This window comes from Pseudomonas sp. YNh (assembly GCF_037993085.1).
Classification (GTDB): Bacteria; Pseudomonadota; Gammaproteobacteria; order Pseudomonadales; family Pseudomonadaceae; genus Aquipseudomonas; species Aquipseudomonas putida.
On record NZ_JBBMRJ010000002.1, the window covers coordinates 181,458 to 202,609 of the forward strand.

At 62.3% G+C, this 21,152-nt stretch carries 18 protein-coding genes and 3 pseudogenes; 10 read left to right on the top strand and 11 right to left on the bottom strand.

Annotated features, from left to right (window positions below; all coding sequences use genetic code 11):
• Positions 1-5: 5 nt before the first annotated feature.
• The 5 genes and pseudogenes from WF331_RS02855 to WF331_RS29210 all read left to right on the top strand — a co-directional run.
• Positions 6-626 (top strand): annotated as a pseudogene (locus WF331_RS02855) (IS5 family transposase); the annotation flags it as partial.
• Positions 627-782: 156 nt separating this feature from the next.
• Positions 783-962: an IS66 family insertion sequence element accessory protein TnpB gene (tnpB, locus tag WF331_RS02860; protein WP_232251920.1), complete on the top strand. Its 180-nt coding sequence runs from the start codon at positions 783-785 to the stop codon at positions 960-962.
• A pseudogene (gene tnpC / locus WF331_RS02865) lies at positions 932-1,904 on the top strand (IS66 family transposase); the annotation flags it as partial. The gene tnpB and the pseudogene tnpC, both read left to right, overlap by 31 nt.
• Positions 1,905-1,950: 46 nt before the next feature.
• Positions 1,951-2,124: pseudogene (locus tag WF331_RS02870) on the top strand (transposase); the annotation flags it as partial.
• Positions 2,125-2,343: 219 nt separating this feature from the next.
• Positions 2,344-2,817, top strand: a complete 474-nt coding sequence (locus WF331_RS29210) for an RHS repeat-associated core domain-containing protein (protein WP_445324369.1) — start codon at positions 2,344-2,346, stop codon at positions 2,815-2,817.
• A gap of 120 nt (positions 2,818-2,937) precedes the next feature.
• On the opposite strand, the gene WF331_RS02880 is transcribed toward WF331_RS29210, so the two are convergent.
• Positions 2,938-3,828, bottom strand: coding sequence for a LysR family transcriptional regulator (locus WF331_RS02880; RefSeq protein ID WP_043198168.1), 891 nt, complete (start codon positions 3,826-3,828; stop codon positions 2,938-2,940).
• Between the two features lie 87 nt (positions 3,829-3,915).
• On the opposite strand from WF331_RS02880, the gene WF331_RS02885 reads away from it, so the two are divergent.
• The 4 genes from WF331_RS02885 to WF331_RS02900 all read left to right on the top strand — a co-directional run bounded on the left by WF331_RS02885 (position 3,916) and on the right by WF331_RS02900 (position 7,418).
• A complete protein-coding gene (locus tag WF331_RS02885) occupies positions 3,916-4,248 on the top strand; it encodes a DMT family transporter (protein ID WP_008095055.1) in 333 nt (110 codons plus the stop codon).
• A gap of 161 nt (positions 4,249-4,409) precedes the next feature.
• Positions 4,410-5,585, top strand: a complete 1,176-nt coding sequence (locus tag WF331_RS02890; RefSeq protein WP_059394440.1) for an NAD(P)/FAD-dependent oxidoreductase — start codon at positions 4,410-4,412, stop codon at positions 5,583-5,585.
• Positions 5,582-6,394 (top strand): aldo/keto reductase, encoded by an 813-nt coding sequence (locus tag WF331_RS02895; protein ID WP_340622642.1) that lies wholly within the window; start codon positions 5,582-5,584, stop codon positions 6,392-6,394. The genes WF331_RS02890 and WF331_RS02895 overlap by 4 nt, the downstream gene beginning before the upstream one ends.
• Positions 6,395-6,449: 55 nt before the next feature.
• On the top strand, positions 6,450-7,418 hold the full coding sequence (locus WF331_RS02900) for a metal ABC transporter ATPase (RefSeq protein WP_197899139.1): 969 nt from the start codon (positions 6,450-6,452) through the stop codon (positions 7,416-7,418).
• A 133-nt stretch (positions 7,419-7,551) separates the two neighbouring features.
• On the opposite strand, the gene hldE is transcribed toward WF331_RS02900, so the two are convergent.
• The 3 genes from hldE to WF331_RS02915 all read right to left on the bottom strand — a co-directional run bounded on the left by hldE (position 7,552) and on the right by WF331_RS02915 (position 12,103).
• The gene (gene hldE / locus WF331_RS02905; RefSeq protein ID WP_041167914.1) at positions 7,552-8,973 is read right to left on the bottom strand and encodes a bifunctional D-glycero-beta-D-manno-heptose-7-phosphate kinase/D-glycero-beta-D-manno-heptose 1-phosphate adenylyltransferase HldE; all 1,422 of its coding nucleotides are present in this window, start codon (positions 8,971-8,973) and stop codon (positions 7,552-7,554) included.
• A gap of 130 nt (positions 8,974-9,103) precedes the next feature.
• Positions 9,104-10,912: a lipid A export permease/ATP-binding protein MsbA gene (gene msbA, locus WF331_RS02910; RefSeq protein ID WP_016501919.1), complete on the bottom strand. Its 1,809-nt coding sequence runs from the start codon at positions 10,910-10,912 to the stop codon at positions 9,104-9,106.
• A 15-nt stretch (positions 10,913-10,927) separates the two neighbouring features.
• A complete protein-coding gene (locus WF331_RS02915) occupies positions 10,928-12,103 on the bottom strand; it encodes an O-antigen ligase family protein (protein ID WP_340622643.1) in 1,176 nt (391 codons plus the stop codon).
• Positions 12,104-12,204: 101 nt separating this feature from the next.
• Here WF331_RS02915 and WF331_RS02920 point away from each other — a divergent pair, with 101 nt between their 5' ends.
• Complete coding sequence (locus tag WF331_RS02920; protein WP_174370328.1) at positions 12,205-12,810, top strand: toluene tolerance protein; 606 nt, start codon at positions 12,205-12,207, stop codon at positions 12,808-12,810.
• A 3-nt stretch (positions 12,811-12,813) separates the two neighbouring features.
• Here WF331_RS02920 and WF331_RS02925 read toward each other — a convergent pair whose 3' ends face one another.
• From WF331_RS02925 to WF331_RS02955, 7 genes are all read right to left on the bottom strand, one after another.
• Positions 12,814-13,905 carry a glycosyltransferase gene (locus tag WF331_RS02925; protein WP_016501922.1) on the bottom strand — a complete coding sequence of 364 codons (1,092 nt, stop codon included), beginning with the start codon at positions 13,903-13,905 and terminating at the stop codon, positions 12,814-12,816.
• A 37-nt stretch (positions 13,906-13,942) separates the two neighbouring features.
• Positions 13,943-14,716 carry a glycosyltransferase family 2 protein gene (locus WF331_RS02930; RefSeq protein ID WP_016501923.1) on the bottom strand — a complete coding sequence of 258 codons (774 nt, stop codon included), beginning with the start codon at positions 14,714-14,716 and terminating at the stop codon, positions 13,943-13,945.
• Positions 14,717-14,780: 64 nt separating this feature from the next.
• Positions 14,781-15,737 (bottom strand): glycosyltransferase family protein, encoded by a 957-nt coding sequence (locus tag WF331_RS02935; RefSeq protein ID WP_197899138.1) that lies wholly within the window; start codon positions 15,735-15,737, stop codon positions 14,781-14,783.
• Between the two features lie 48 nt (positions 15,738-15,785).
• Entirely contained in the window at positions 15,786-17,189 is a 1,404-nt protein-coding gene (locus tag WF331_RS02940; RefSeq protein ID WP_340622644.1) for a PIG-L deacetylase family protein, read from the bottom strand.
• Positions 17,186-18,082, bottom strand: a complete 897-nt coding sequence (locus WF331_RS02945) for an antimicrobial resistance protein Mig-14 (protein ID WP_197863265.1) — start codon at positions 18,080-18,082, stop codon at positions 17,186-17,188. Before WF331_RS02945 ends, WF331_RS02940 begins: the two co-directional genes overlap by 4 nt.
• On the bottom strand, positions 18,082-19,212 hold the full coding sequence (locus WF331_RS02950; RefSeq protein ID WP_084966639.1) for a glycosyltransferase: 1,131 nt from the start codon (positions 19,210-19,212) through the stop codon (positions 18,082-18,084). Before WF331_RS02950 ends, WF331_RS02945 begins: the two co-directional genes overlap by 1 nt.
• Complete coding sequence (locus tag WF331_RS02955) at positions 19,196-20,953, bottom strand: carbamoyltransferase family protein (protein ID WP_016501928.1); 1,758 nt, start codon at positions 20,951-20,953, stop codon at positions 19,196-19,198. The genes WF331_RS02950 and WF331_RS02955 overlap by 17 nt, the downstream gene beginning before the upstream one ends.
• Positions 20,954-21,152: the final 199 nt, after the last annotated feature.

The window sequence follows — 21,152 nt, forward strand, 5'->3', positions numbered from 1 at the left end:
CCCAGATGAAACAGATGTCTTTCGCCGATGCCGAGTACGCCGGCAAACGTAAGCAGACCCGCCGCGAGCGCTTCCTGATCGAGATGGATCAGGTGGTGCCCTGGAAGGGTCTGATTGCCTTGACCGAGCCGCATTATCCGAAGGGTGAAGGCGGCCGTCCGGGGTATCCGTTGATGGCCATGTTGCGGGTTCATCTGATGCAGAACTGGTTCGGCTACAGCGATCCGGCGATGGAAGAAGCGCTCTACGATACGACGATTCTGCGCCAGTTTTCGGGGCTGCACCTGGATCGGATCCCCGATGAAACCACGATCCTCAACTTCCGGCGTCTGCTGGAAAAACATGAGTTGGCCGTCGGGATTTTGCAGGTCATCAACGGTTATCTGGGGGATCGGGGGTTGATGTTGCGTCAGGGCACGGTGGTCGATGCGACGATCATTCATGCGCCGAGTTCGACCAAGAACAAGGACGGCAAACGCGACCCCGAAATGCACCAGACGAAGAAAGGAAATATGTATTTCTTCGGGATGAAAGCGCACATCGGTGTCGATGCCGAGTCGGGGCTGGTGCATAGCCTGGTGGGGACGCCGGCGAATGTGGCGGACGTGACACAGGTTGATCGAGTGCGATCCACGAACCCCACATTCCAAGCCAATAGCTGACGACTGATGCTGTGCTCCCGATTCCCATCAGGAGCCCATCACCATGATGCGACCCAACGCCAGCGTTGAAAAAGTGTACCTCTATCCGAAACCTGTCGACTTCGAAAATCCATCAACGGTTTGGCGGCCCTTGTCGAACTGGACATCAAGGTCGCAGTGTTCGACCCCGTGCTTTTTGTTTTTCTAAATCGCCAGCGCAACCGTATCCGCGTGTTGTATCGGGAACGCAACGGTTTCTGTCTTTGGATCAAGCGTCTGGAGTCTGAGCGATGTCGGCTGAGCTGCCGCGCATCGAGGTGATTCACGACCTGCCCGAGCACGAGCTGACCTACGCTTGTGGCTGCCGCAAGCATGTCATTGGCGAAGAAACCAGCGAACAGCTGGACATCGTGCCGATGCAGATCCGCGTGATCAAACATGTGCGCAAGGTCTACGGTTGCCGTGGTTGCGAAACCACCCCCGTCACAGCTGACAAGCCGGCCCAGTTGCCAGTCGTGGATGTGGGTGCAGGCCAGTGGCCCGCCCGATCGACAAGTCGTGCTATTCGACTACACCACCAGCCGTGCGCAGGAAGTACCGCTGCGGCTACTGGAAGGTTATCGCGGCTATGTGATGACCGATGATTACGCCGGTTACAACGCCTTGGCATTACAACCTGGCGTCGAGCGTCTGGCGTGCATGGTGCATGCCCGGCGCACGTTCGTTGAGGCGCAGAAAGTGCAGCCCAAGGGCAAGACCGGACGCGCCGATATTGCACTGGCGATGATCAACAAGCTGTATGGCATCGAACGCGAACTCAAGGATGTCAGCGATGAACAGCGGTTCATCGGCCGCCAGGAAAGAAGCCTGCCGATCCTGGGCCAGTTGAAAAGCTGGCTGGACAAGACGCACGCTCAAGTCACGTCACAAAGTGTGCTGGGCAAGGCGGTGCACTATTTGGCGAACAACTGGAGCCGGTTGGAACGCTACGTCGAGCCCGGCCACTTGCCGATCGACAACAACCTGACGGAGCGTGCGATAAAGCCGTTTGTTATCGGACGTAAAGCCTGGCTGTTCAGTGACACGCCTAATGGCGCCACGGCCAGCGCACAGATCTACAGCTTGGTCGAGACTGCCAAGATCAACGGCCAGGAGCCCTATACGTGGCTGCGCCAAGTACTTGCGCGATTACCCCATGCGCAGTCGGTAGCGGACTACGGAGTGCTGCTGCCGTGGAACTGTTCGCCAGAGATGCCACGGTAACCCGCTCTGCAAGTGCTGGGTAGGTGGGGTTTATGGATCGCACTCGGTTGATCAGTTGTTGCACGGCGAGGAAACTTACGTGTGCGGCGATGCGGGTTACACTGGTGTGGACAAGCGTCCTGAGCATCAGGATCGCCAGATGATCTGGTCGATAGCCGCCCGGCCCAGCAGCTATAAAAAGCACGCGAAACAGAGTTTGATCGGCCGCCTGCGCCGCAAAACCCTGAAATAGCGCGACCCGAGAGAAGAACCATGAATTGAGGGCAAGAAAGGTCTGATTTTCGACCGACTTATGATTTTTTGGGTTTAGCTATGCACCCTATGGATATTTAAGAGACGACCTGCGCCCACTGCTTACTCTTTTCAACGGTGAGATTTTATCACGCCCTCTCCAAGCCTATTTGCTTGGGATGGGCTTCGAGCTTACATCCCGACCCTGATGAGATTTTCTTCACCTGACCGCCTGAGCCCGTTCGACATAGGGGGTATCAATACCTATAGTTACTGCTCGGGTGACCCCATCAATTTTCGCGATCCTAGCGGCCTAACGAAGCTGAGAGTAACTTCAACGGTGTTCGGGGAAATTTCAAGGACACCTGTAAAGCTAAAACGATACAACACACGTGACTCACCACTACAGATTTTTTTTCGACCAGGAAAAAATAGGACAGAAACCACCAAGCATTTGGATCTTGACGAGAGAGCGATTATTGATAATCTTTTCCCGAAATTTTCAGCACACAACTCAAAACAGCGTGCGTACAGACTGGAAAACCCTAAAGTCCCGCACCCACCAGAAACAAGCCGGGATTTCGCCATAACTCAAATCCGATCTATCCTAAAGATTCCACTACCAGACACCATAGCCACATTAAAAAGAAGGGCAGCAGCTACCCTTGCAGGCTACCAGTAGGGTTTCAAGCAATCAGAACTATCAGCTCACCGGACGCTTTCCAGAATGCGTAACGACAAACTTCAAGAGGACAGCTTTGCATTAGCATTCGAGCGCTTATTTTCTCATAGTAGTCGCTGATCAACCGATAGCACGCAGGTGTACTGCAAAGCGCTCGGCCAGCCACTGCGCGGCCGGCCCCAGGGGCGCATCACGGCGCCAGGCCAGTTCCGCCACCAGCGCCGGCGGGCGCCACTCGCTATCGAGCTCGACCATGTGCGCCTGGTAGGTCGGGTACTGCACCACGTGCCGCGGCAACCAGGCCCAGCCCAGGCCGCGCATCAGCAGTTCCGCCATGGCGTAGAAGCTGTCGGCACGCCATACCTGCGGGCTGATCGCCTCGCCGCCTGGGTAACCGCTTTGTTGTGGCGTGATCAGCAACTGCCGGTGGCGCGCCAGTTGCTGGCGGGTGACCCGGCCTTCGCCCGCCAGCGGGTGGCCGACTGCGCAAACCGTGACCATCTCAACACTGCCCAGCGCCCGCCGCTCCAGCGATGCCGGGATGCTTTCGTGGTGAAAGAACAGACCCAGATCGGCGCGCCGCTCCACCAGCTTGCGCGCCACATCGCCCTGGGCACCGCTGGCCAGTTGCACCTCCAGGAACGGGTAGCGGCTGGCCAGCTCGTCCAGGCTGTCGATCACCGGCTGGTAAGGCATGGCTTCGTCCTGGGCAACCCGCAGCAAGGCCTCCTGCCCGCGCATCAGGGCCAGGGCACGACCATCCAGGTGTTCGCATTGACGCAACAGTTCGCGGGCATCTTCCAACAACGCGCTGCCATTTTCGGTCAGCTTCGGTTGCCGGCCGCTGCTGCGCTCGAACAACGTGACACCCAGATCTGCTTCCAGCAGGGCGATGGCATTGCTGATGGCCGATTGAGCCTTGCGTTGTTCGCGGGCAACGGCAGAAAAGGAGCGCAACTCGGCGACGCGCAGAAAAATTCGCAGCTGCTCCAGGTTCCATTGCTCAGCCATCAACCTATCCCCATATCTGATAGGTAATGACTTTACCGCATCTGGGCAAGGTCTAGAATGCCCGACCAGTTACCAGAGGATCCCGCCATGAATGCCTACACCTATCTCGCCATCGCCATCTGCGCCGAAGTTATCGCCACTGCCTCCATGAAAGCAGTGAAAGGCCTGAGCACGCCACTGCCCCTGCTGCTGATGGTGGTTGGCTACGGCATTGCGTTCTGGATGCTGACCCTGGTGGTGCGCAGCATTCCAGTGGGAATCGCCTACGCCATCTGGTCGGGGCTGGGGATTGTGCTGATCAGTGTGGCGGCGCTGGTGATCTACGGGCAGAAGCTGGATGTGCCGGCGATGCTGGGCATGGCCATGATTGTGGGTGGGGTGGTGGTGATTCAGCTGTTTTCCAAGACAGCCGGGCATTGAGACAACCTGTGCGCGCCTCATCGCCGGCAAGCCAGCTCCCACAGGGATAGTGGAAGTTGCAGACTCTGCACTATCCCTTTGGGAGCTGGCTTGCCGGCGATAGGGCCCTCACAGGTATAGCCTGTATACTTGCCAGCTGTCCCAGTCTTCGAGGTACCGCCATGCCATCTGCCATTTCCACTGACGTGCTGATCGTCGGCGCCGGGGTCGCAGGCCTCTGGCTCAATGCCCGCCTGCGCCGCCAGGGCTACTCGACAGTGCTGGTGGAACGCGCCAGCCTTGGCGGTGAGCAGACGATAAAGTCGCAGGGTATTATCCACGGCGGCACCAAGTACGCCCTGCACGGTGCCCTTACCGGCGCCTCGGAAGCCATCGCCGACATGCCGCGCCGCTGGCGTGAGGCCTTGGCTGGCGACGGCGAACTCGACCTCGGCCGTACCCGCCTGCTCTCCGATGCCCACTACCTGTGGTCACCCGGCACCCTGGCCGGCAACCTCACCAGTTTCTTCGCCAGCAAGGCCGTACGCGGCCGGGTCGACCAGGTCAAGGGCGACCAGCTGCCGCCCGCGCTGCAGGACCGCGCCTTCAAGGGTAAGGTCTATCGCTTGGCAGAACTGGTGATTGATGTCCCGAGCCTGCTGGCCAACCTGGCCGAGCTGGCCGGCGACTCCTTGCTTGCAGGTGAGCGCATCGAACCGTTGCGTGAAGGTGATAACTTGGTTGGCCTGCGCGTGGATGACCGGGAAATCCGTGCCCAACGCATCGTGTTGAGCGCCGGTGCCGGCACCGAAGGTTTGCTGCAGGCGCTGGGCCTGGACCAGCCAGCCATGCAAACCCGCCCGCTGCACATGGTCATGGCCAAGGGCCCGAACCTCAAACCTTTGTACGCCCACTGCCTCGGTGGCGGGCCCAAGCCACGGGTGACGGTAACCACCCACCCGGCAGCCGATGGCCAGTGGGTGTGGTACCTCGGCGGCGACCTGGCGGAAGCCGATGGCGTAGCGCGCGAGCCTGCAGCGCAGATTGCTGCGGCACAGAAGGAAATCGCCAACCTGTTGCCATGGGTTGACCAGAGCCTGGTGCGCTGGGCCACCCTGCGCGTCGACCGCGCCGAACCTGCGCAATCCGGCCTGGTACGCCCGGACAACGCCTTCCTTGCCGACCAGCAGCGCCTGCTGGTGGGCTGGCCGACCAAGCTGGCACTGGCACCAGACTTCAGTGACCGGGTCATCGCCCATCTGGAGCGCGACGGCATCCGCCCGCAGGCACAAGCCGACCTGGCCGACCTGCCACGCCCCCCTCTGGGCGTGCCGGCCTGGGAGCAACTGCTGCCATGAGCCTGCCCACCCTGCACGACTTCCAACGCCCGCTGGGCAGCACCGGTTTCCAGGTTTCGCCACTGGGCCTGGGCACGGTCAAGCTGGGCCGCGACCAAGGTGTGAAGTACCCCACCGGTTTCACCATCCCCGACGATGACGAAGCCCGCATGCTACTGGCCCAGGCCCGCCAGCTGGGTATCAACCTGATCGACACCGCCCCCGCCTATGGCCGCAGTGAAGAACGCCTGGGCCCGCTGCTGCGCGGCCAACGCGATGAGTGGGTGATCGTCAGCAAGGTGGGCGAAGAATTCGACAACGGCCAGTCGCACTTCGACTTCAGTGCCACCCACACCCGTCTTTCGGTAGAGCGCAGCCTGCGCCGCCTGGAAACCGACCGCATCGAACTGGTGCTGGTGCATTCCGACGGCAACGACCTGGCGATCCTCGAACAGCAGGAGGTCTACCAGACCCTGGCAGAGCTCAAGCAAGAGGGCAAGATCCTCGGCTTCGGCCTGTCCGGCAAGACCGTGGCCGGTGGCCTGAAAGCACTGGAACAAGGCGACTGCGCCATGGTTACCTACAACCTCAACGAGCAGGCAGAACGCCCGGTGCTGGACTACGCTGCCGAACACGGCAAGGCCATCCTGGTAAAGAAGGCCCTGGCCAGCGGGCACGTCTGCCTGGCCCCGGGCGTTGACCCGGTGCAGGCAAGCTTCGAGCTGCTGTTCGCCCACCCGGGCGTCAGCAGTGCTATCGTCGGCACCATCAATCCGCTGCACCTGGCCCACAACGTGGCCACCGTCGCCCGCATCCTGGGCCAGCACTGAGTTGCCCCTGGCCCAACAAGGGCCAGGAGAATGACCCGACGCAAGGAGGAGCCTCGTGGCGCGAACGCTGATCCGCAAGAACCCGAGCAACTTCAAGACACTGCCACTGCATGTCGAAGCCACGCCCGAAGGCCTGATCTACCAGAGCATCGGCATGCCGCTGAACTTTGCCCAGACCCAACAGCGGCGCAAGGCCATCCAGCTGCCCGACACGCAGCGCTTCGTGGTCGAACTGGCCAACCTGGGTGTGTCGGTGCGCCTTACCCTGCATTGGCAAAACCGAGATTACTGGGTGTTGGTGCGCCAGCGCCGGCAAGACCGTGGCGATGTGGTGCTGAAACTGATTTCTGGGTATGTACCGGCGCAGGAGCTGAACCTGCCGTTGCACACGGCTGTTCAGGAAGTGGCTGAGGAATGCCTGCTGGAAACCCCGGAAGGCTGGTTAGGCGGGCGCTTCAACGATACCTGGCTGCCCGTCCCATACGCCGCTGCCCTGCACTACCGCGAAACACCGCACTTCCTGCTGGCCCCCGAGTCCGGTGCCGCGCGGCCCGTGCACTGCGGCAACCTGATGCTGCTGGAGCGGCCAAGGGCCTATGTGCACTTGCCCACCGCCTCGCTGCAGCTGATCTACGACATGCGCCTGCAGGTGCCTCGTGAAGCCAAGAAACTCAGCCTGTTCCACGTCGATGAGCGGCTGGAGGGCGGCCAACTGGTAGCGCGGCTCAACCGCAAACGGCCAGACCTGTACCTGATGCCGTTGAAGGACGGCCACCCGCTGGCGGAGCTGTATACGCTGAAGAAGGATGAGCTGGTGCCGGCGAGCACACGCGGACTGTACCTGGCTGAGAGTTTTGCCCGGCAGGAAGGCTGGGTAGTGACGGAAGAGCGGGTGCGCTGGAAGGACTGGGTGAAGCAGCAGGGGCTGGTGGAGAGCAAGCCGGCGCGGGCATCGCACATGCAGCGGTTTGGCGACAAGGCCCGGGCATTGCTGGAGCGGGCCCGCACCTCACTTCACAAGTGAATCCCTGGGGCTGCTTCGCAGCCAATCGCCGGCAAACCAGCTCCCACAAGGCCTTTGCAATTCTCAAGGCTTGCGCTGTACCTGTGGGAGCTGGCTTGCCGGCGATTGGGCTGCAAAGCGGCCCCCGGCTGTATCAGTTCTTGCGAATCTTCTCGACAATCGCGGTGGTCGAGCTGTTCTCGACCAGGCCCAGCACCTTCACAGTGCCGCCATACGCCTTGACGATATCAGCGCCCACTACCTGATCAATGCCATAGTCGCCACCCTTGACCAGCACATCCGGCTTGACCTGGCTCAGCAGGTTTTCCGGGGTGCCTTCAGGGAAGCTGATCACCCAGTCCACCGCGCCCAAACCGGCCAGCACGGCCATGCGCCGGTCGACGCTGTTGATCGGCCGGCCCGGCCCTTTCAAACGGCTGACCGAAGCGTCGTCGTTGACCGCGACGATCAGCCGATCACCCTGGGCCCGCGCCTGTTCCAGGTAGGTGACGTGCCCGGCATGCAGGATGTCGAAGCAGCCATTGGTGAAGACGATCTTCTCTTTGTGCGCCCGCGCGTCATCGATGGCCAGCAGCAGTTGCTCCAGGCCCAGCACGCCGCGCTCGGAACCTTCTTCACGCTGGATCGCCCGGCGCAGTTCCGGGGCACTGATCGCCGCCGTACCCAGCTTGCCGACCACGATGCCGGCCGCCAGGTTGGCCAGGGCCACCGCGTGGGGCAGGTCCTCGCCAGCCGCAATGGCCGCCGCGAGGGTGGAAATGACGGTATCACCGGCACCGGTCACATCGAACACTTCACGCGCCCGCGCCGGCAGGTGCAGCGCCGGCTGGCCAACGCGCAGCAGGGTCATGCCGTGCTCGCCACGGGTTACCAGCACGGCGCCCAGGTCCAGCTCCTGCAGCAGCTGCAAGCCTTTGGCCACCAGTTCGGCCTCATCGGCGCAACGGCCAACGATGGTCTCGAACTCGCTGAGGTTCGGTGTGATCAGGCTGGCGCCGCGGTAGATGGAAAAATCCTTGCCCTTGGGGTCGGCCAGCACCGGAATGCCCTTGGCCCGCGCTGCCTGGATCAGGCTTTGGTGATTCTTCAGTGCGCCCTTGCCGTAGTCCGACAAGACCAGCACCTTGACGCCTTCGAGCAGGCTGTCGACTTCGGCACCCAGCGACAGCGGGTCGGTGGCGAACGGCTCTTCGAAATCGATACGCAGCAGCTGCTGGTGACGGCTCATGACCCGCAGCTTGACGATGGTCGGCTGGTGCGCGATGCGCTGGAACACCGAACGCACGCCCGCAGCCTGAAGGCTGTTGGCCAGGCTGTCGGCGGCCTCGTCCTGGCCGGTAACGCCGATCAGCGACGCCGGTGCGCCCAGGGCGGCGATGTTCAAGGCAACGTTGGCCGCGCCGCCGGGGCGATCCTCGATCTGATCGACCTTGACCACCGGCACTGGCGCCTCAGGCGAAATACGCGAAGTACCGCCATGCCAGTAGCGGTCGAGCATGACATCGCCGACCACCAGAACCGGGGCTTGATCGAAACGCGGCATGGACAACTTCATGGGCAACCCATATGGAAATAATGAACAGGGGCAGGATATTAGCACAGGGTAGACGACGGCTTTATGGCCAGATCGTCCCCGGAAAATTCCCGTGACAATCGGGGCCGTTACGGCCCCGATCAGGGAGGACTCAGGTGATATCGGCCTTGGCCGGCTCATCCAGGCCCATGGCGTGCAGGCGGGCATAATGGCCATTGGCCGCGAGCAGTTCGGCATGGGTGCCGCGCTCTACCAGACGGCCCTGGTCCATGACCAGGATCTGGTCGGCCTTCTCGATGGTCGACAGCCGGTGGGCGATCACCAGCGTGGTACGGCCTTGCATCACGTGGTCCAGGGCAGCCTGGATGTGCCGCTCGGATTCGGTATCCAGGGCCGAAGTAGCCTCGTCGAGAATCAGCAGCGGCGCGTTCTTCAGCAGTGCCCGGGCAATGGCCAGGCGCTGGCGCTGGCCGCCAGAGAGCAGCACGCCGTTTTCACCCACCTCGGTGTCGAAGCCCTTCGGCAAGCGGTCGACGAACTCCTTGGCGTAGGCATCGGCCGCAGCGGCTTCGATGTCTGCGCGTGGGGCACCCGCCAGATCGCCATAGGCGATGTTGTTGGCCACGGTGTCGTTGAACAGTGTGACGTGCTGGGTCACCTGCGAAACGTGGCGGCGCAGGTTGCGCAAGCGGTAGTTCTCGATCTCCACGCCATCGAGCAGGATCTGCCCCTGGTCATGGTGATAGAAACGCGGGATCAGCGACGCAAGGGTCGACTTGCCGCTGCCAGAGCGGCCAACCAGAGCGATCATCTGCCCAGGCTCGGCGACAAAGCTGATGTCGCTCAGCACTTCACGTTCGGTACCCGGGTAGGTGAAGCTCAGGTTGCGCACTTCAAGGCGCCCTTCCACGCGGTCTTTCTCGACCGTACCGGTGTCCAGTTCAGGCTCTTCGTCCAGTTGCTCGAAGATGCTTTCTGCACCCGCCAGGCCCTTCTGGATGGTCGAGCTGACTTCCGACAACTGGCGAATCGGCTTGGGCAGCAAGCCGGCAGCGGTAATGTAGGCCACCAGGTCACCGGCGGTAGACTCACCGCGCAGGAACAGCACCAGGAACATCAGCGCGGCCATGGCGCTGTAGATCACCAGCTGCAGCATCGGCGTATACAGCGAGCCGGTCTTGGTCATGCGCAGCTGCTTGTCGGTGTTGCTCTGGCTAGCCCTGCTGAAGCGCTGCTCCTCGTAAGCCTCGCCGCCGAAGCTGCGCACCACGCGGTAACCCTGGATGGTTTCCGAGGCGACGTGAGTGACATCGCCCATGGCAACCTGGATCTTCTTGCTCTGCTTGCGGAATTTCTTGCTGGCAATGCTGACCATCACCGCGATCACCGGCAGGATGGCGACCATGACCAAGGTGAGGTGCCAGTTCATCCACAGCAGGTAGGCAAACAGGAACACCACGGTCAGGCCTTCGCGGATGACCACCTTGATTGCATCGGTGGCAGCACCGGTGACCATGGTCACGTTGAAGGTGATACGTGAAATCAGGTGCCCGGAGTTGTGGTTGTCGAAGTAGCGGTTGGGCAGTACCAGCAGCTTGTTGAACAACTCCACGCGCAGGTCGTGCACCAGGCACAGGGAAACCTTGGCCAGGAAATAGTTGCCAAGGAACGACCCCAGGCCCTGCCACGCGGCGATCAGGATGATCAGCAACGGCACCGCCTGCAGCAATTGCAGGTCGCGCAGGTAGGGGACGTTAGGGAACAACACCGCTTCAGGGTTGCTCAGCCCGTCGACAAAATACTTGAGGATCCCGGCCAGCATCGGCTGGGTCGAGGCAAAGATCACGAAACCGACAATGCTCAGCAGGAAAATGCCGACATAGGGTTTCACATAGCCCAACAGCCGGAAGTAGATCTTCAGGCTGGAGGTGTGCTCCGCCGGACGCGGTGTTTCGGCCATTATCGAGCTCGCTGTTCAGGTTGAACCGGAAATTTTACCACAGGCGTCATTTTCGGCACGCCCCCATGGCAGCATCATGGCAAGGCCGACAGGCAGCCAGCTGATGAACCATTCGGCACGTGGCGTACCGGTGAGGCTGGCGGCATCGAACTGCATGGCCAGGGTCGAATACACCCAGAAGCCCAGCAGGACCTTGCCAAACATCGTGCCGCGCGCGCGAATGATCTCACCCAGGGTGAACAACCACACCATGACCCAGAGCAGCATGCCCGGCAGGCCCATCTCTACGGCAACGTGGGTGAACATGTTGTGGGTGTGGTCAAAGTGTTTGCCCACCGCACTGACGTCGTAGGCAGCCCCCAGGCCCAGGCCGGTCCAGGGGTGGGCGGCAATCATGTCGACCACGGCATGGAAAATTTCCGGCCGGTAGGAGGAGCCGCGCTTGGCGATCAGGTCGTACACCACATAGAAAGCAACGCCGGTAGCAAAGACTGCCAGGATGGAAAACACCCGGCTGTGGCGGTCACGGAACCACAGCGGCGCCATGATGACGGTGAGCACCAGGGCCAAAAGCGCGCCACGGCTCTGGCTGAGCATGGCAAACGCCCCCAGGCAAGCCAGTGCCACAAGCCACAACAGCTGCAGGCCACGCTGCCGAGGCGGCTCGTAAAGCATGAAAAGCACCGCCGCACCGACGACATATGCCCCCAGGATGGGGTGCGATATTTCACCGATACCCTGCAGGCGGGCCCGCCAAGGCATGCCAAGCACGCCATAGAAATGAATGACCGAAACCAGAGCGGCAACAGCCAGCAAGGCACTACCGAGCAGCAACAGCTGGCGAATCCTCGCCAGGCCAAGCTGGGCCAGCAACGGAAACGCCATCAGGAACACCAGAATGTAGACCAGGCGCTTGATCTCACGCCCCGGGTCCTCTGCCGATGACCAGACCAGGCTCAGCCCACTCCAGGCCAACAGCAACAGCAAACTCATCCACAGTGCCGGCTGACGCTTGCAGGCCTGCACCAGCACCTCGCGGGCGGACCATGCCAGCACCAACGTCGGCAGCCACAGGAACAACACCAGCCCTTGCTGATAAATCTTGTTGCTAGGCGCCAAGGCAATCGCCGCCAGGAACCAGACCAGACCCAACCCCAACCAGACCCGTGCCCAGTTTTTTTGATACAACATCCTTTTCCCCCGATGAATCAAAGACACCATCCATGGTGCTACCGCATTATTTTCGGCATTATTGCCGGTCATTTTGCTCGCCAGACGACAAGGCTCTATTCATGCAATGCTCCCGGCTCACCCAGGTCGACTTCGATCAGCTGACACAAGGCGCACAGGTGCTTGAGGCAGACAGCCATGGCGCCAAAGTCTACCTGCTCGCGGATGGTAATTTCCTCAAGGTTTTTCGTAGGAAGCGGCTGATTTCATCTGCACTGCTGCGTCCTTACTCGCAGCGCTTCGTCGATAACGCCGCGCGCCTGGCGCAACTTGGCATCCCCACCCTCGAGGTGATCAGCCAGCACAAGCTCGACCTGCCAGGCCGCACCGCCGTGCTGTATCGCCCGCTACCCGGGCGCACCTTGCTGCAAATGTCGCGCGATGAAGGCTTCAGCTGGGACACTTACCTGCCGGAACTGATCCAGCTGGTCCGCCAGTTGCACCGCAGCGGCGTGTACTTCCGCTCGCTGCACCTGGGCAATGTGGTGGTCACCCCTGAGCAGCAGCTCGGCCTGATCGATGTTGCCGACATGCGTTTCCTGCGCCCGCCGCTGTCGGCACGCATGATTCGGCGCAATGTGCAGCACATGGTGCGCTATATCGAGCGGGAGAACCTGGGTGACCGGTTCCCCCTCGCCGCCTTCGAGGCAGCCCTGCTGGCGCGCTGACGGTCAGTTGCGCAACAGGCTCTGCGAGCCGTTGCAGAAGGCCTGCCAGGCCTGCTCCGGCGCCAGCGCCTGGCGCTGCCTGGCGGCTACCGCCGGGGCACCGAGTGCCGTACAGCGCTCGATCGCCTCAGCCCAGGCGCTTTCGTCGGCAATGGGCAGGTAGCCACCCGTATCGCGCAACTGCTCGCGGAACACCTGAAGGTCACTGCACACCACCGGCACATCGGCCATCACGGCCTCTTGCACCACCAGCCCGAGGCCTTCGGAACGCGAAGGCACCAATAGCCAGTCGAATGCCCGATACAGCTGCTGCAGGTCTTCACGGTGACCGCGCAAGTGAACACGCCCGGCCAGGCCCAGCGCGTCGATACGCGCCTGCAGCACGGCATGCTGCGGCCCCTCACCAATGATCGCCAACTGCAGGCCCGGTTGCCGTGCATTGGCCTTGGCGAATGCCTCGATCAGCATTTCGAAGCCTTTGCTCTCTACCAACCGCCCTACCGCGCCCAGCATCACCCCGTCGGTCTGAGGTAATTGCAGCGCCTGCCTGGCCTGGTCCCGGCTCAGCAACGGCTCGACGAACGCCAGCGGATCAAGCGCCATGCGCAGGGTCTGCACCGGCCGCCCCAGGTCATGCTCCAGCGATTCAGCCAGCGTATGCGACACGGCCGCGATGCTCAGCCGCTCGGCCGGGAGCATACGCAACAGGCGAATATCGCTGCTGTTCAGACGCGTCTTGCCATGGAACAGCACCTTGGCCCGCACCTGGGGAATGTTCTGCAACAGCGGCAGTACCAGCCGCGCGACACCAATACCGTCGAGCAGCACGATTTCTGCCTTGGCCTCGGTCAGCGCCTTGCGCAAACGCATGCGCAACCACGGCCGCAGCAGGCGCCACAGGTGTCGCCCTTTCAGCGCTCGTGGCGGCATGTGCCACTCCCGGGTCGAACCGAGCCCACAGCAGAGCCCGCTACCCAGCAGCAACCAGTTACTGATCCGGGCGTCGGTACCGGCGTGCGACAGCACTTGCCGATGCACCTTGTGGATGGACATGTACGGCGTTCCACCCGCCCACATCATATTGACGATGTTCATGGGCCCTCTCCCGCTCATGTCAGGTGGGACAGCGACTTCATTGAACAAAAAGGGTGATACCCATGCCGATCAAGGCACCTGTCACCAGCGTCAACGCCAGTTTGATCCGATCACGTTGGCGACGCTTGGCCTTGCGCTCCACTTCAATGGGCAAGGTCACGTGATTGCCAAATCCAGTGTGCAATACTGCATCACCCTCCAAGGTGACCGCTGTCAGATTTAACTCAGCGTAGCGCCGGGAAAGCGCCTTCTCTCCAGCATAGGCGGCAAATGGCGCACAGCGCTGGTAATCGCTCAATCGACGCAGGCCGGGGTTGAGCGAAAATGCCTGCCATTCGGCCTTGTCGGACAGCAGCGGGTAGCACGGCACACCGGCGATGATCTGGCGATCGCCCAGGTGGATGTACGGGCTGTGGACGGCCAGGTCATGGGCATGGCTGCGCAGCCACACCTGCAACAGGTTGGGGCTGACATCCAGGATGGCCCGCGAATCTTCGACAAAGCCCTGGCGGTAGAAATGCCAGTCGTCTTCGCAGTGGAAGATATACGGCGTCTTGACGTGGCTGTAGGCCAGGTCAATTGACGGCAACTGGCCGAGTTTGGGCCGGTTCACGAACACCTTGCAGTACGGTTTCCAGTGCTCTGGCACAGCGCCATGCACGGCATCGTCACCGGAATCTTCGGTGATGAACACTTCGCGAATGGGCGCGGTGTTGTAGCGATCGAAACTCTCAAGGGTATCTTTGAGCAGATCGAACCGCCCACAACTGGTCACGACAAGCGTGACGTCACTCTCTTCTGAAAAGCGCACCGGACTCCCTCCGCATTGCGACTATCGGCTTGCGACACCCGCTCCTGGGCGCGAAAGCTCTTGTTTAGATGCCCAGCTTCAGGCGCAGCCGCTGCCACGCAGACAATGGCGGATGGGGCCTGAGCGCCGGGCGCATATGGTCGACGATGCTACGTCCAACTGCGGCGAAACTGAAACGGGAAACCGCCAGATGGCGGCCATTTTCTGCAATCTGCCGAGCCAGCTCAGGGTCTGCACGCAAACGGCGGAGCTTTGCCTGAAGGGTCGGGATGTTGTCATAGAACACCACGTTGTGCATGTCCTGCAGGCCCAATGCGCGGTTTTCTTCCTCGCCCTGGTCGTACGCCAGCAACACGCAACCACAGGCCATGGCTTCGAAGTTCTTGATCATGTATTCGCCCATGCCAACGTCGGCACTGACGAAGAAGCGAATACGGTTCAGCGTGTTGCAATAGTCTTCACCCGACTTGGTACGGGTTACCAGCAGGTTCTCGACCTGCCCCAGCTCGTCCAGCAGCGCCTTGCGCCCGCTGTAGGCCACGCTGTTGACACTACCGACGAAGGCCAGTTCGATGTCGCGCTCACGCCCCTGGTCGGTCAGCAATTGCTCGTCGTAGCCCTTGGGCACGAACACCGCATCGAAACCTTCCTGGCGCAGGCGCTCGCTGACCATGTAGCCAGAGCTGATCACCCGTGCCCATGGCAATTGGCGGTAATGAGCGCTGAATTTGCCGGTGTACTTGCACGGAATGTAGTTCTGGTAGGCGTCGTGCTCGAGGATGACCAGGTTCGGTACGGTGCGGATGAAGGCCACTTGGCGGATTTCCTGCTTGAAGCGCAGGAAGAACACGATGCGGTCATAGCGCTCGATCTGCACTTCGCGCTTGAAATAGCGGCGCAGGTTGCGCTGGTCTTCGCTGGTCAGCCAACGCAGGTCGCACTCGCAGTTGGCCGCGACGCCATCGTACAGGCGGTCGAGAATCGCCCGCTGTTCCTTCTGCACCAGAAATAGGACTTTCATTGCTTTCCTTGGGCGCTCTGCGCCATCGCGGTCAACCATGGGGCGTGCTTACAGCTCGCGCCGCCAGAACAGCTCGTGTCGGCGCACGGCCTTGCGGAAGAACTCGTTCTCCCCGTAAGGCGAGGGCCGCCGCCCGGCCAGCCAGCGTTGCAGCAAGCGGCGCAGGCGGCGCTTGAACGGCGCGGGCGGCTGCAGGTCGTGCATCATGCCCAGGGCCATGGCCTTGTCATGCTGGGTAGCCAGGTCCAGCACCAGGCTGCAAGGTGCCCAGGCCTGCGCAGCACTCAACTGCGGAGGCAAGGCCACCCCATCGCCGCTGTCACCCATGGGCCAGCGGTCGTTGTCATGCAGGTGGTTGGCGTAGCACAGCAGGGTTTGTGGCTGCCAGGCCAGGCCTTGCAAGGCTTCAAGCACTGCTGCTTGTGCACAGATGTGATCAGGGTGCGGGTCGAGCTGCGGGTGCGGCATCACCAGGACTTCTGGCTTGGCCATTTCCAACAGGGCACGCAGGTCGGCCAGCAGGTTGTGCCAAGTTGGCGCGCCATCGCGATCGGCCGGCAGCGGGAACGGGTTGAACTGGCGGAACACGCGGATATCGGCGAGGTCGGCCTCACGGGAGGCTGCCGGCTGGTCGGGCGCTGCCTGCATGGCAGGCAGTTGCAGGCAGAAGTAACCCAGTTGCACGCAACGCGACTCCGGCACACCGGCCCAGCGCGGCACCGCGATGCTGTCCCAGGCGCGCAGGCGACCCTTCAGGCGCGCTGCCTCGGCCTTGTCCAGGCCCATCTGCTGGTAGTGCTCGGCCTCGATTTCACCGGCGGTCAGCGTCACTACCCAGGTTTCATCCGCCTGGCTGTAAAGGCCATAGGCAGCCAGCTCGGCGTCGTCGGCATGCGGTGCAATCACCATCACCCGGCGCCGCTGGAGTTCGACCGCCGGGGTTATCCACAGACGCGGCTCGCCCAGCAGCCGGCAATGACGACCACGCAGGCGCAACGTGCCGGCTTGCAGTGGCGCAGCCAGGCCGGTCAGGTTGAGGAATCGCACGCCATCGACGCCACGCTCGAAGGTTTGCCGGTCGGCCTGCTCAGCCGCCACCAGCACAACCTGCGGGTCGAAGAACCGCCCCAGCCAGCTGCCTTTTACCCGCAGCTCCAGCACAAGGGTTTCATCGCCCTGCAATGCGCAGTCAGCCTTGAGCAGCCCATCGTGCAGGCTGACAGGAACTGCCCGCGCCTGTTCACCGAAATCGTAGGTGTAGTCCTCGCCTGGCGCATAGAACAGGTGGTCGGCAAACCAGGCCTCGTGGGCGGCCCAGAGCAGCGGCAACAGCAACAGCGGCAGCCACCACCAGGCCAATACCCCGAGGGCGATCAGCGCTACCAGGCCGGTCAGCAAGCCCAGGCGCTTGTTGCGCCGATGGCGCTTGAGCAACTGCTGCTTGCGGCTCACGCCTGATACACCGGCACAGGGTTGCACCAACGGTCCTTGTATTCGCGGTCGGCACGGCCAAACGAGAAGCGCAATGGCTTGTTGCGCGCCCGGGCATCTTCCCAGGCGGCCTGGGTATTGAGGAAGCTCAATACGCTGCCTGGGCTGAAGGCCTTGGTTTCCGGGTCTACACCGCCATTGATGTACTCGACACTGACCCATCCCGGCGCTTCGACGCGGTACACCAGCTGAATGGCAATCGGCTTGCCGTCCAGCATCAGCACCGAGCCGATCAGCAGCTCGCGCAGGCGCTCCAGCACCTCGGCCATGCGCTCGGCACCGGTGGCCGGGAAGCCCCAGCGGCGCTGGAACAGGTCGCAGTACATGCTGGCGATTTCCTGCGCACTGAAGTCGCTTATCGGGCGTACCATGCCACCCGCCTCTTCCAGCAGGCGCAACTCGCGGCGCTGGTTGTAGCGGAATTTCTTCGACAGGTCTTCGTGCGCCCGCGCCATCGCCAGCTGTTCCTTCTGCGCCTTGAGGCCGCTGAAACGGCCCTGGCACAGTTCGGACAGGTAGCGTGCGGTATGGCGCAACGGTGCGGCGGCATCAGCCGCCGCTGGCAGGATGATTTCGGCATTGCCCAGGTCGAACAGGGCTTTTTTGCCGGCACGTTTGAGCACGTCCTTGGCCAGCGCCAGGTGGCGCCCCCAGGTCGGGATGGCGGCTTTCAGTTCGCCGGCCTGGTACCAGCCCAGGTAACGCACCGGGATCTGCGCCAGGTCAGCCAGTTGCTCGACCACCAGCGGATGGGTGGCGACACTGCCGCCAAAACGCGCCCACGCCTCGGCATAGGCCTGGGCGTCGATGGTTTGCCAACCGCGCTCGCGGAAGGCCTGGATACGATTGAGCATCAGGCCTGCCCCACCAGCGCACGTACTTGCGGCAGCTGCCAGAAGGCCTCGCGTACCGCTTGATCGGAGAAGCGTTCATGCAGGCGCTGCAGCATGTGCCCGGCACAGGCCTGACGCTGCTCAGCGTCCAGCGTGGCCATATGCTTCAGCCCGTGGGCCAACTGTGCGGCATCGCCTAGCGGGAACAGCACCCCCACACCCTCGACCACTTCGCGGGCCCCGCCACAGGCCGTGGCCAGCACCGGCACGCCGGCAACCATGGCTTCGAGCAGGACCATGCCGAACGGCTCATGGTCGGAGCTCAGGGCGAACACGTCGAAGGCCTGGAAGTAGCGGCGTGCATCCGGCACCTGGCCCAGGAAATCCACCTGCCCGGCAATGCCCAGCTCGGCGGCCAGGGCCTTGAGTTCCGCTTCCAGCCGGCCTTTGCCGAGGATCGCCAGACGCGCACCGGCCGGCAGCGCGGGCAGCGCCTGTGCAAAACCACGCAACAGCGTGGCCTGGTCCTTGTCCGGGTGCAGGCGCCCGACGTTGCCGACGACCCACGCCTGGGCATCCAGGCCCAGGGCCTGGCGTGCCTCGACGCGCGGCACCAGGGCTGTTTGCAGGGCGTCAATGTCGATGCGGTTGTACAGGGTCTGGATGCGCTCGGCCGGCCACTGCGGCAGGCAGCGGCGCATGTCGTCACGCACCGCGTCCGACACGCCCAGCAGGCTCAGGCGCTTGCTGAACAGGTTGGCGAACAGCCGACGGCCTTTGCGCTCATAGTCGCCAAAGGCATGGTGCACGCCAATGACCGGCAGGCCGGTACCCAGCAAGGCCACGTAGATGGGCTTGAAGCGGTGGGCAATGCAGAAGGCGAAGTTGCGCTCGGCCGCGATGCGCCGCAAGGCACGGATTGCACCGAGCTTCAGGCCACGCACAGCCTTGGAGCTGAACTCCAGAAACAGCACCTCGTCCGATGCGCAGCCGGCCGCTACCTGCGGGTCGGCTGCACCGGTGAGGAACACCGTGGTGACCTGGTAGCCACGCCCCTGGAACAGGCTGGCGTACTGACGGGCACAGTCGAGGAACGGCCCGTCATAGCCATGGCAGAACTGCAGGATGCGCGGTTCAGAGCGGCTGGTCATACGCGGCCGCGCCGTCCTTCACAACCAGGATGTCTTCCATGATGAGGTACTGCAGGTCCGAGCCGAAGAACATGTTCAGGGCGTCGGTCGGCGAGCAGATCATCGGTTCACCGCGGCGGTTCAGCGAGGTGTTCAGCGACACGCCATTGCCGGTCAGGTCTTCCAGCGCCTTCATCATGTCGTAGTAGCGCGGGTTGTACTCGCGCTTGAGTACCTGGGCACGCGAAGTACCGTCCTCGTGCACCACTTCCGGTACGCGGGTCTTCCACTCTTCAGCCACTTCGAAGGTGAAGGTCATGAACGGTGCCGGGTGGTCGACCTTGATCATCTGCGGGGCAACGGTGTCGAGCATCGACGGGCAGAAAGGTCTCCAGCGCTCGCGGAACTTGATCTGGTGGTTGATGCGGTCAGCCACGCCTTCGACGCTTGGGCAGCCAATGATCGAGCGGCCACCCAGGGCACGCGGGCCGAACTCCATGCGGCCCTGGAACCAGGCCACCGGGTTGCCATCGACCATGATCTGGGCGATCTGCTGCGGCATGTTGTCGAGCTTGCGCCACTTCGGCTGGTCCGGGTGACGGGCGCAGGCGGCGATGACGTCTTCGTTGGAGTACGACGGGCCGAGGTAGACGTGTTCCATTTTCTCGACCGGTACGCCACGGGCGTGGGAAACATAGGCGGCCGCGCCGACAGCAGTACCGGCGTCGCCAGAGGCCGGCTGCACAAACAGTTCTTTCACGTCCGGGCGGGCGATGATCTTCTGGTTGAGCTTGACGTTCAGCGCACAGCCGCCGGCGAAGGCCAGCTTGCCGGTTTCACGCAGGGTGTCGCCCAGGTAGTGGTCGATCATCTGCAGCGCCAGCTTTTCGAACAGCGCCTGCATGCTGGCCGCGTAGTGAATGTAAGGCTCGTCGGCGATATCGCCTTCGCGCTTGGGGCCCAGCCATTCGATCAGCTTTGGCGAGAAGTAGAACCCCTTGCCCTTCTCTTTATAGCGGCGCAGGCCGATGACGTTGGCATACTCGGTGTTGATCACCAGCTCGCCGTTTTCGAAGCTGGCCAGGCGCGAGAAGTCGTACTTGCTGGCGTCGCCATACGGCGCCATGCCCATGACCTTGAACTCGCCGTCAAGCATCTCGAAGCCGAGGAACTCGGTGATTGCGCCATACAAGCCGCCCAGGGAGTCCGGGTCGAAGAATTCCTTGATCTTGTGGATCTTGCCGTTTTCGCCGTAGCCAAAGAAGGTGGTGGCGTATTCGCCTTTACCGTCAATGCCGAGGATCGCGGTTTTTTCCTTGAAGCCCGAGCAGTGGTAGGCACTGGAGGCGTGGGCCAAGTGGTGCTCGACTGGCTCGATCTTGACTTTTTTCGGGTCGAAGCCCAGCTGCTCCAGGCACCAGACGATCTTCTTGCGGTAGCGCTTGTAGCGACGGTTGCCCATCAGGATGGCGTCGAGGGCGCGATCCGGGGCGTACCAGTAACGCTTGGCATAGTGCCAGCGCGCCTTGCCGAACAGGCTGATCGGGGCGAACGGGATGGCTACCACGTCGACGTCGGACGGCTTGATGCCTGCCTGCTCCAGGCAGAACTTCGCCGACTCGTAGGGCATGCGGTTCTTCGCATGCTTGTCACGCACGAAGCGCTCTTCTTCGGCGGCGGCAATCAGCTTGCCGTCAATGTACAGGGCCGCGGAAGGGTCATGGCTAAGGGCGCCGGACAGGCCAAGAATCGTCAATGCCAAGGGATTAGCCTCTTCATTCGGTAAAAATGCGCCAGCGGCCTCTTGGGCGGGTGGCGGCTAAAGGGCGGGATTATAACGCAAACATGCGCGCAACGCGGCAACCTGTACTGGCCTCATAGCCGGCAAGCCAGCTCCCACAAGTACTGCATCTCCCTTGAGGGCAGTGGTGTTCCTGTGGGAGCTGGCTTGCCGGCGATGA

What these genes read in the sequence shown, in the direction of transcription:
- WF331_RS29210 (WP_445324369.1), top strand. Translation starts at nt 2,344, where the DNA reads ATGAGATTTTCTTCACCTGACCGCCTGAGCCCGTTCGACATAGGGGGT.
- WF331_RS02880 (WP_043198168.1), bottom strand. Translation starts at nt 3,828, where the DNA reads ATGGCTGAGCAATGGAACCTGGAGCAGCTGCGAATTTTTCTGCGCGTC.
- WF331_RS02885 (WP_008095055.1), top strand. Translation starts at nt 3,916, where the DNA reads ATGAATGCCTACACCTATCTCGCCATCGCCATCTGCGCCGAAGTTATC.
- WF331_RS02890 (WP_059394440.1), top strand. Translation starts at nt 4,410, where the DNA reads ATGCCATCTGCCATTTCCACTGACGTGCTGATCGTCGGCGCCGGGGTC.
- WF331_RS02895 (WP_340622642.1), top strand. Translation starts at nt 5,582, where the DNA reads ATGAGCCTGCCCACCCTGCACGACTTCCAACGCCCGCTGGGCAGCACC.
- hldE (WP_041167914.1), bottom strand. Translation starts at nt 8,973, where the DNA reads ATGAAGTTGTCCATGCCGCGTTTCGATCAAGCCCCGGTTCTGGTGGTC.
- msbA (WP_016501919.1), bottom strand. Translation starts at nt 10,912, where the DNA reads ATGGCCGAAACACCGCGTCCGGCGGAGCACACCTCCAGCCTGAAGATC.
- WF331_RS02915 (WP_340622643.1), bottom strand. Translation starts at nt 12,103, where the DNA reads ATGTTGTATCAAAAAAACTGGGCACGGGTCTGGTTGGGGTTGGGTCTG.
- WF331_RS02920 (WP_174370328.1), top strand. Translation starts at nt 12,205, where the DNA reads ATGCAATGCTCCCGGCTCACCCAGGTCGACTTCGATCAGCTGACACAA.
- WF331_RS02925 (WP_016501922.1), bottom strand. Translation starts at nt 13,905, where the DNA reads ATGAACATCGTCAATATGATGTGGGCGGGTGGAACGCCGTACATGTCC.
- WF331_RS02935 (WP_197899138.1), bottom strand. Translation starts at nt 15,737, where the DNA reads ATGAAAGTCCTATTTCTGGTGCAGAAGGAACAGCGGGCGATTCTCGAC.
- WF331_RS02945 (WP_197863265.1), bottom strand. Translation starts at nt 18,082, where the DNA reads ATGCTCAATCGTATCCAGGCCTTCCGCGAGCGCGGTTGGCAAACCATC.
- WF331_RS02950 (WP_084966639.1), bottom strand. Translation starts at nt 19,212, where the DNA reads ATGACCAGCCGCTCTGAACCGCGCATCCTGCAGTTCTGCCATGGCTAT.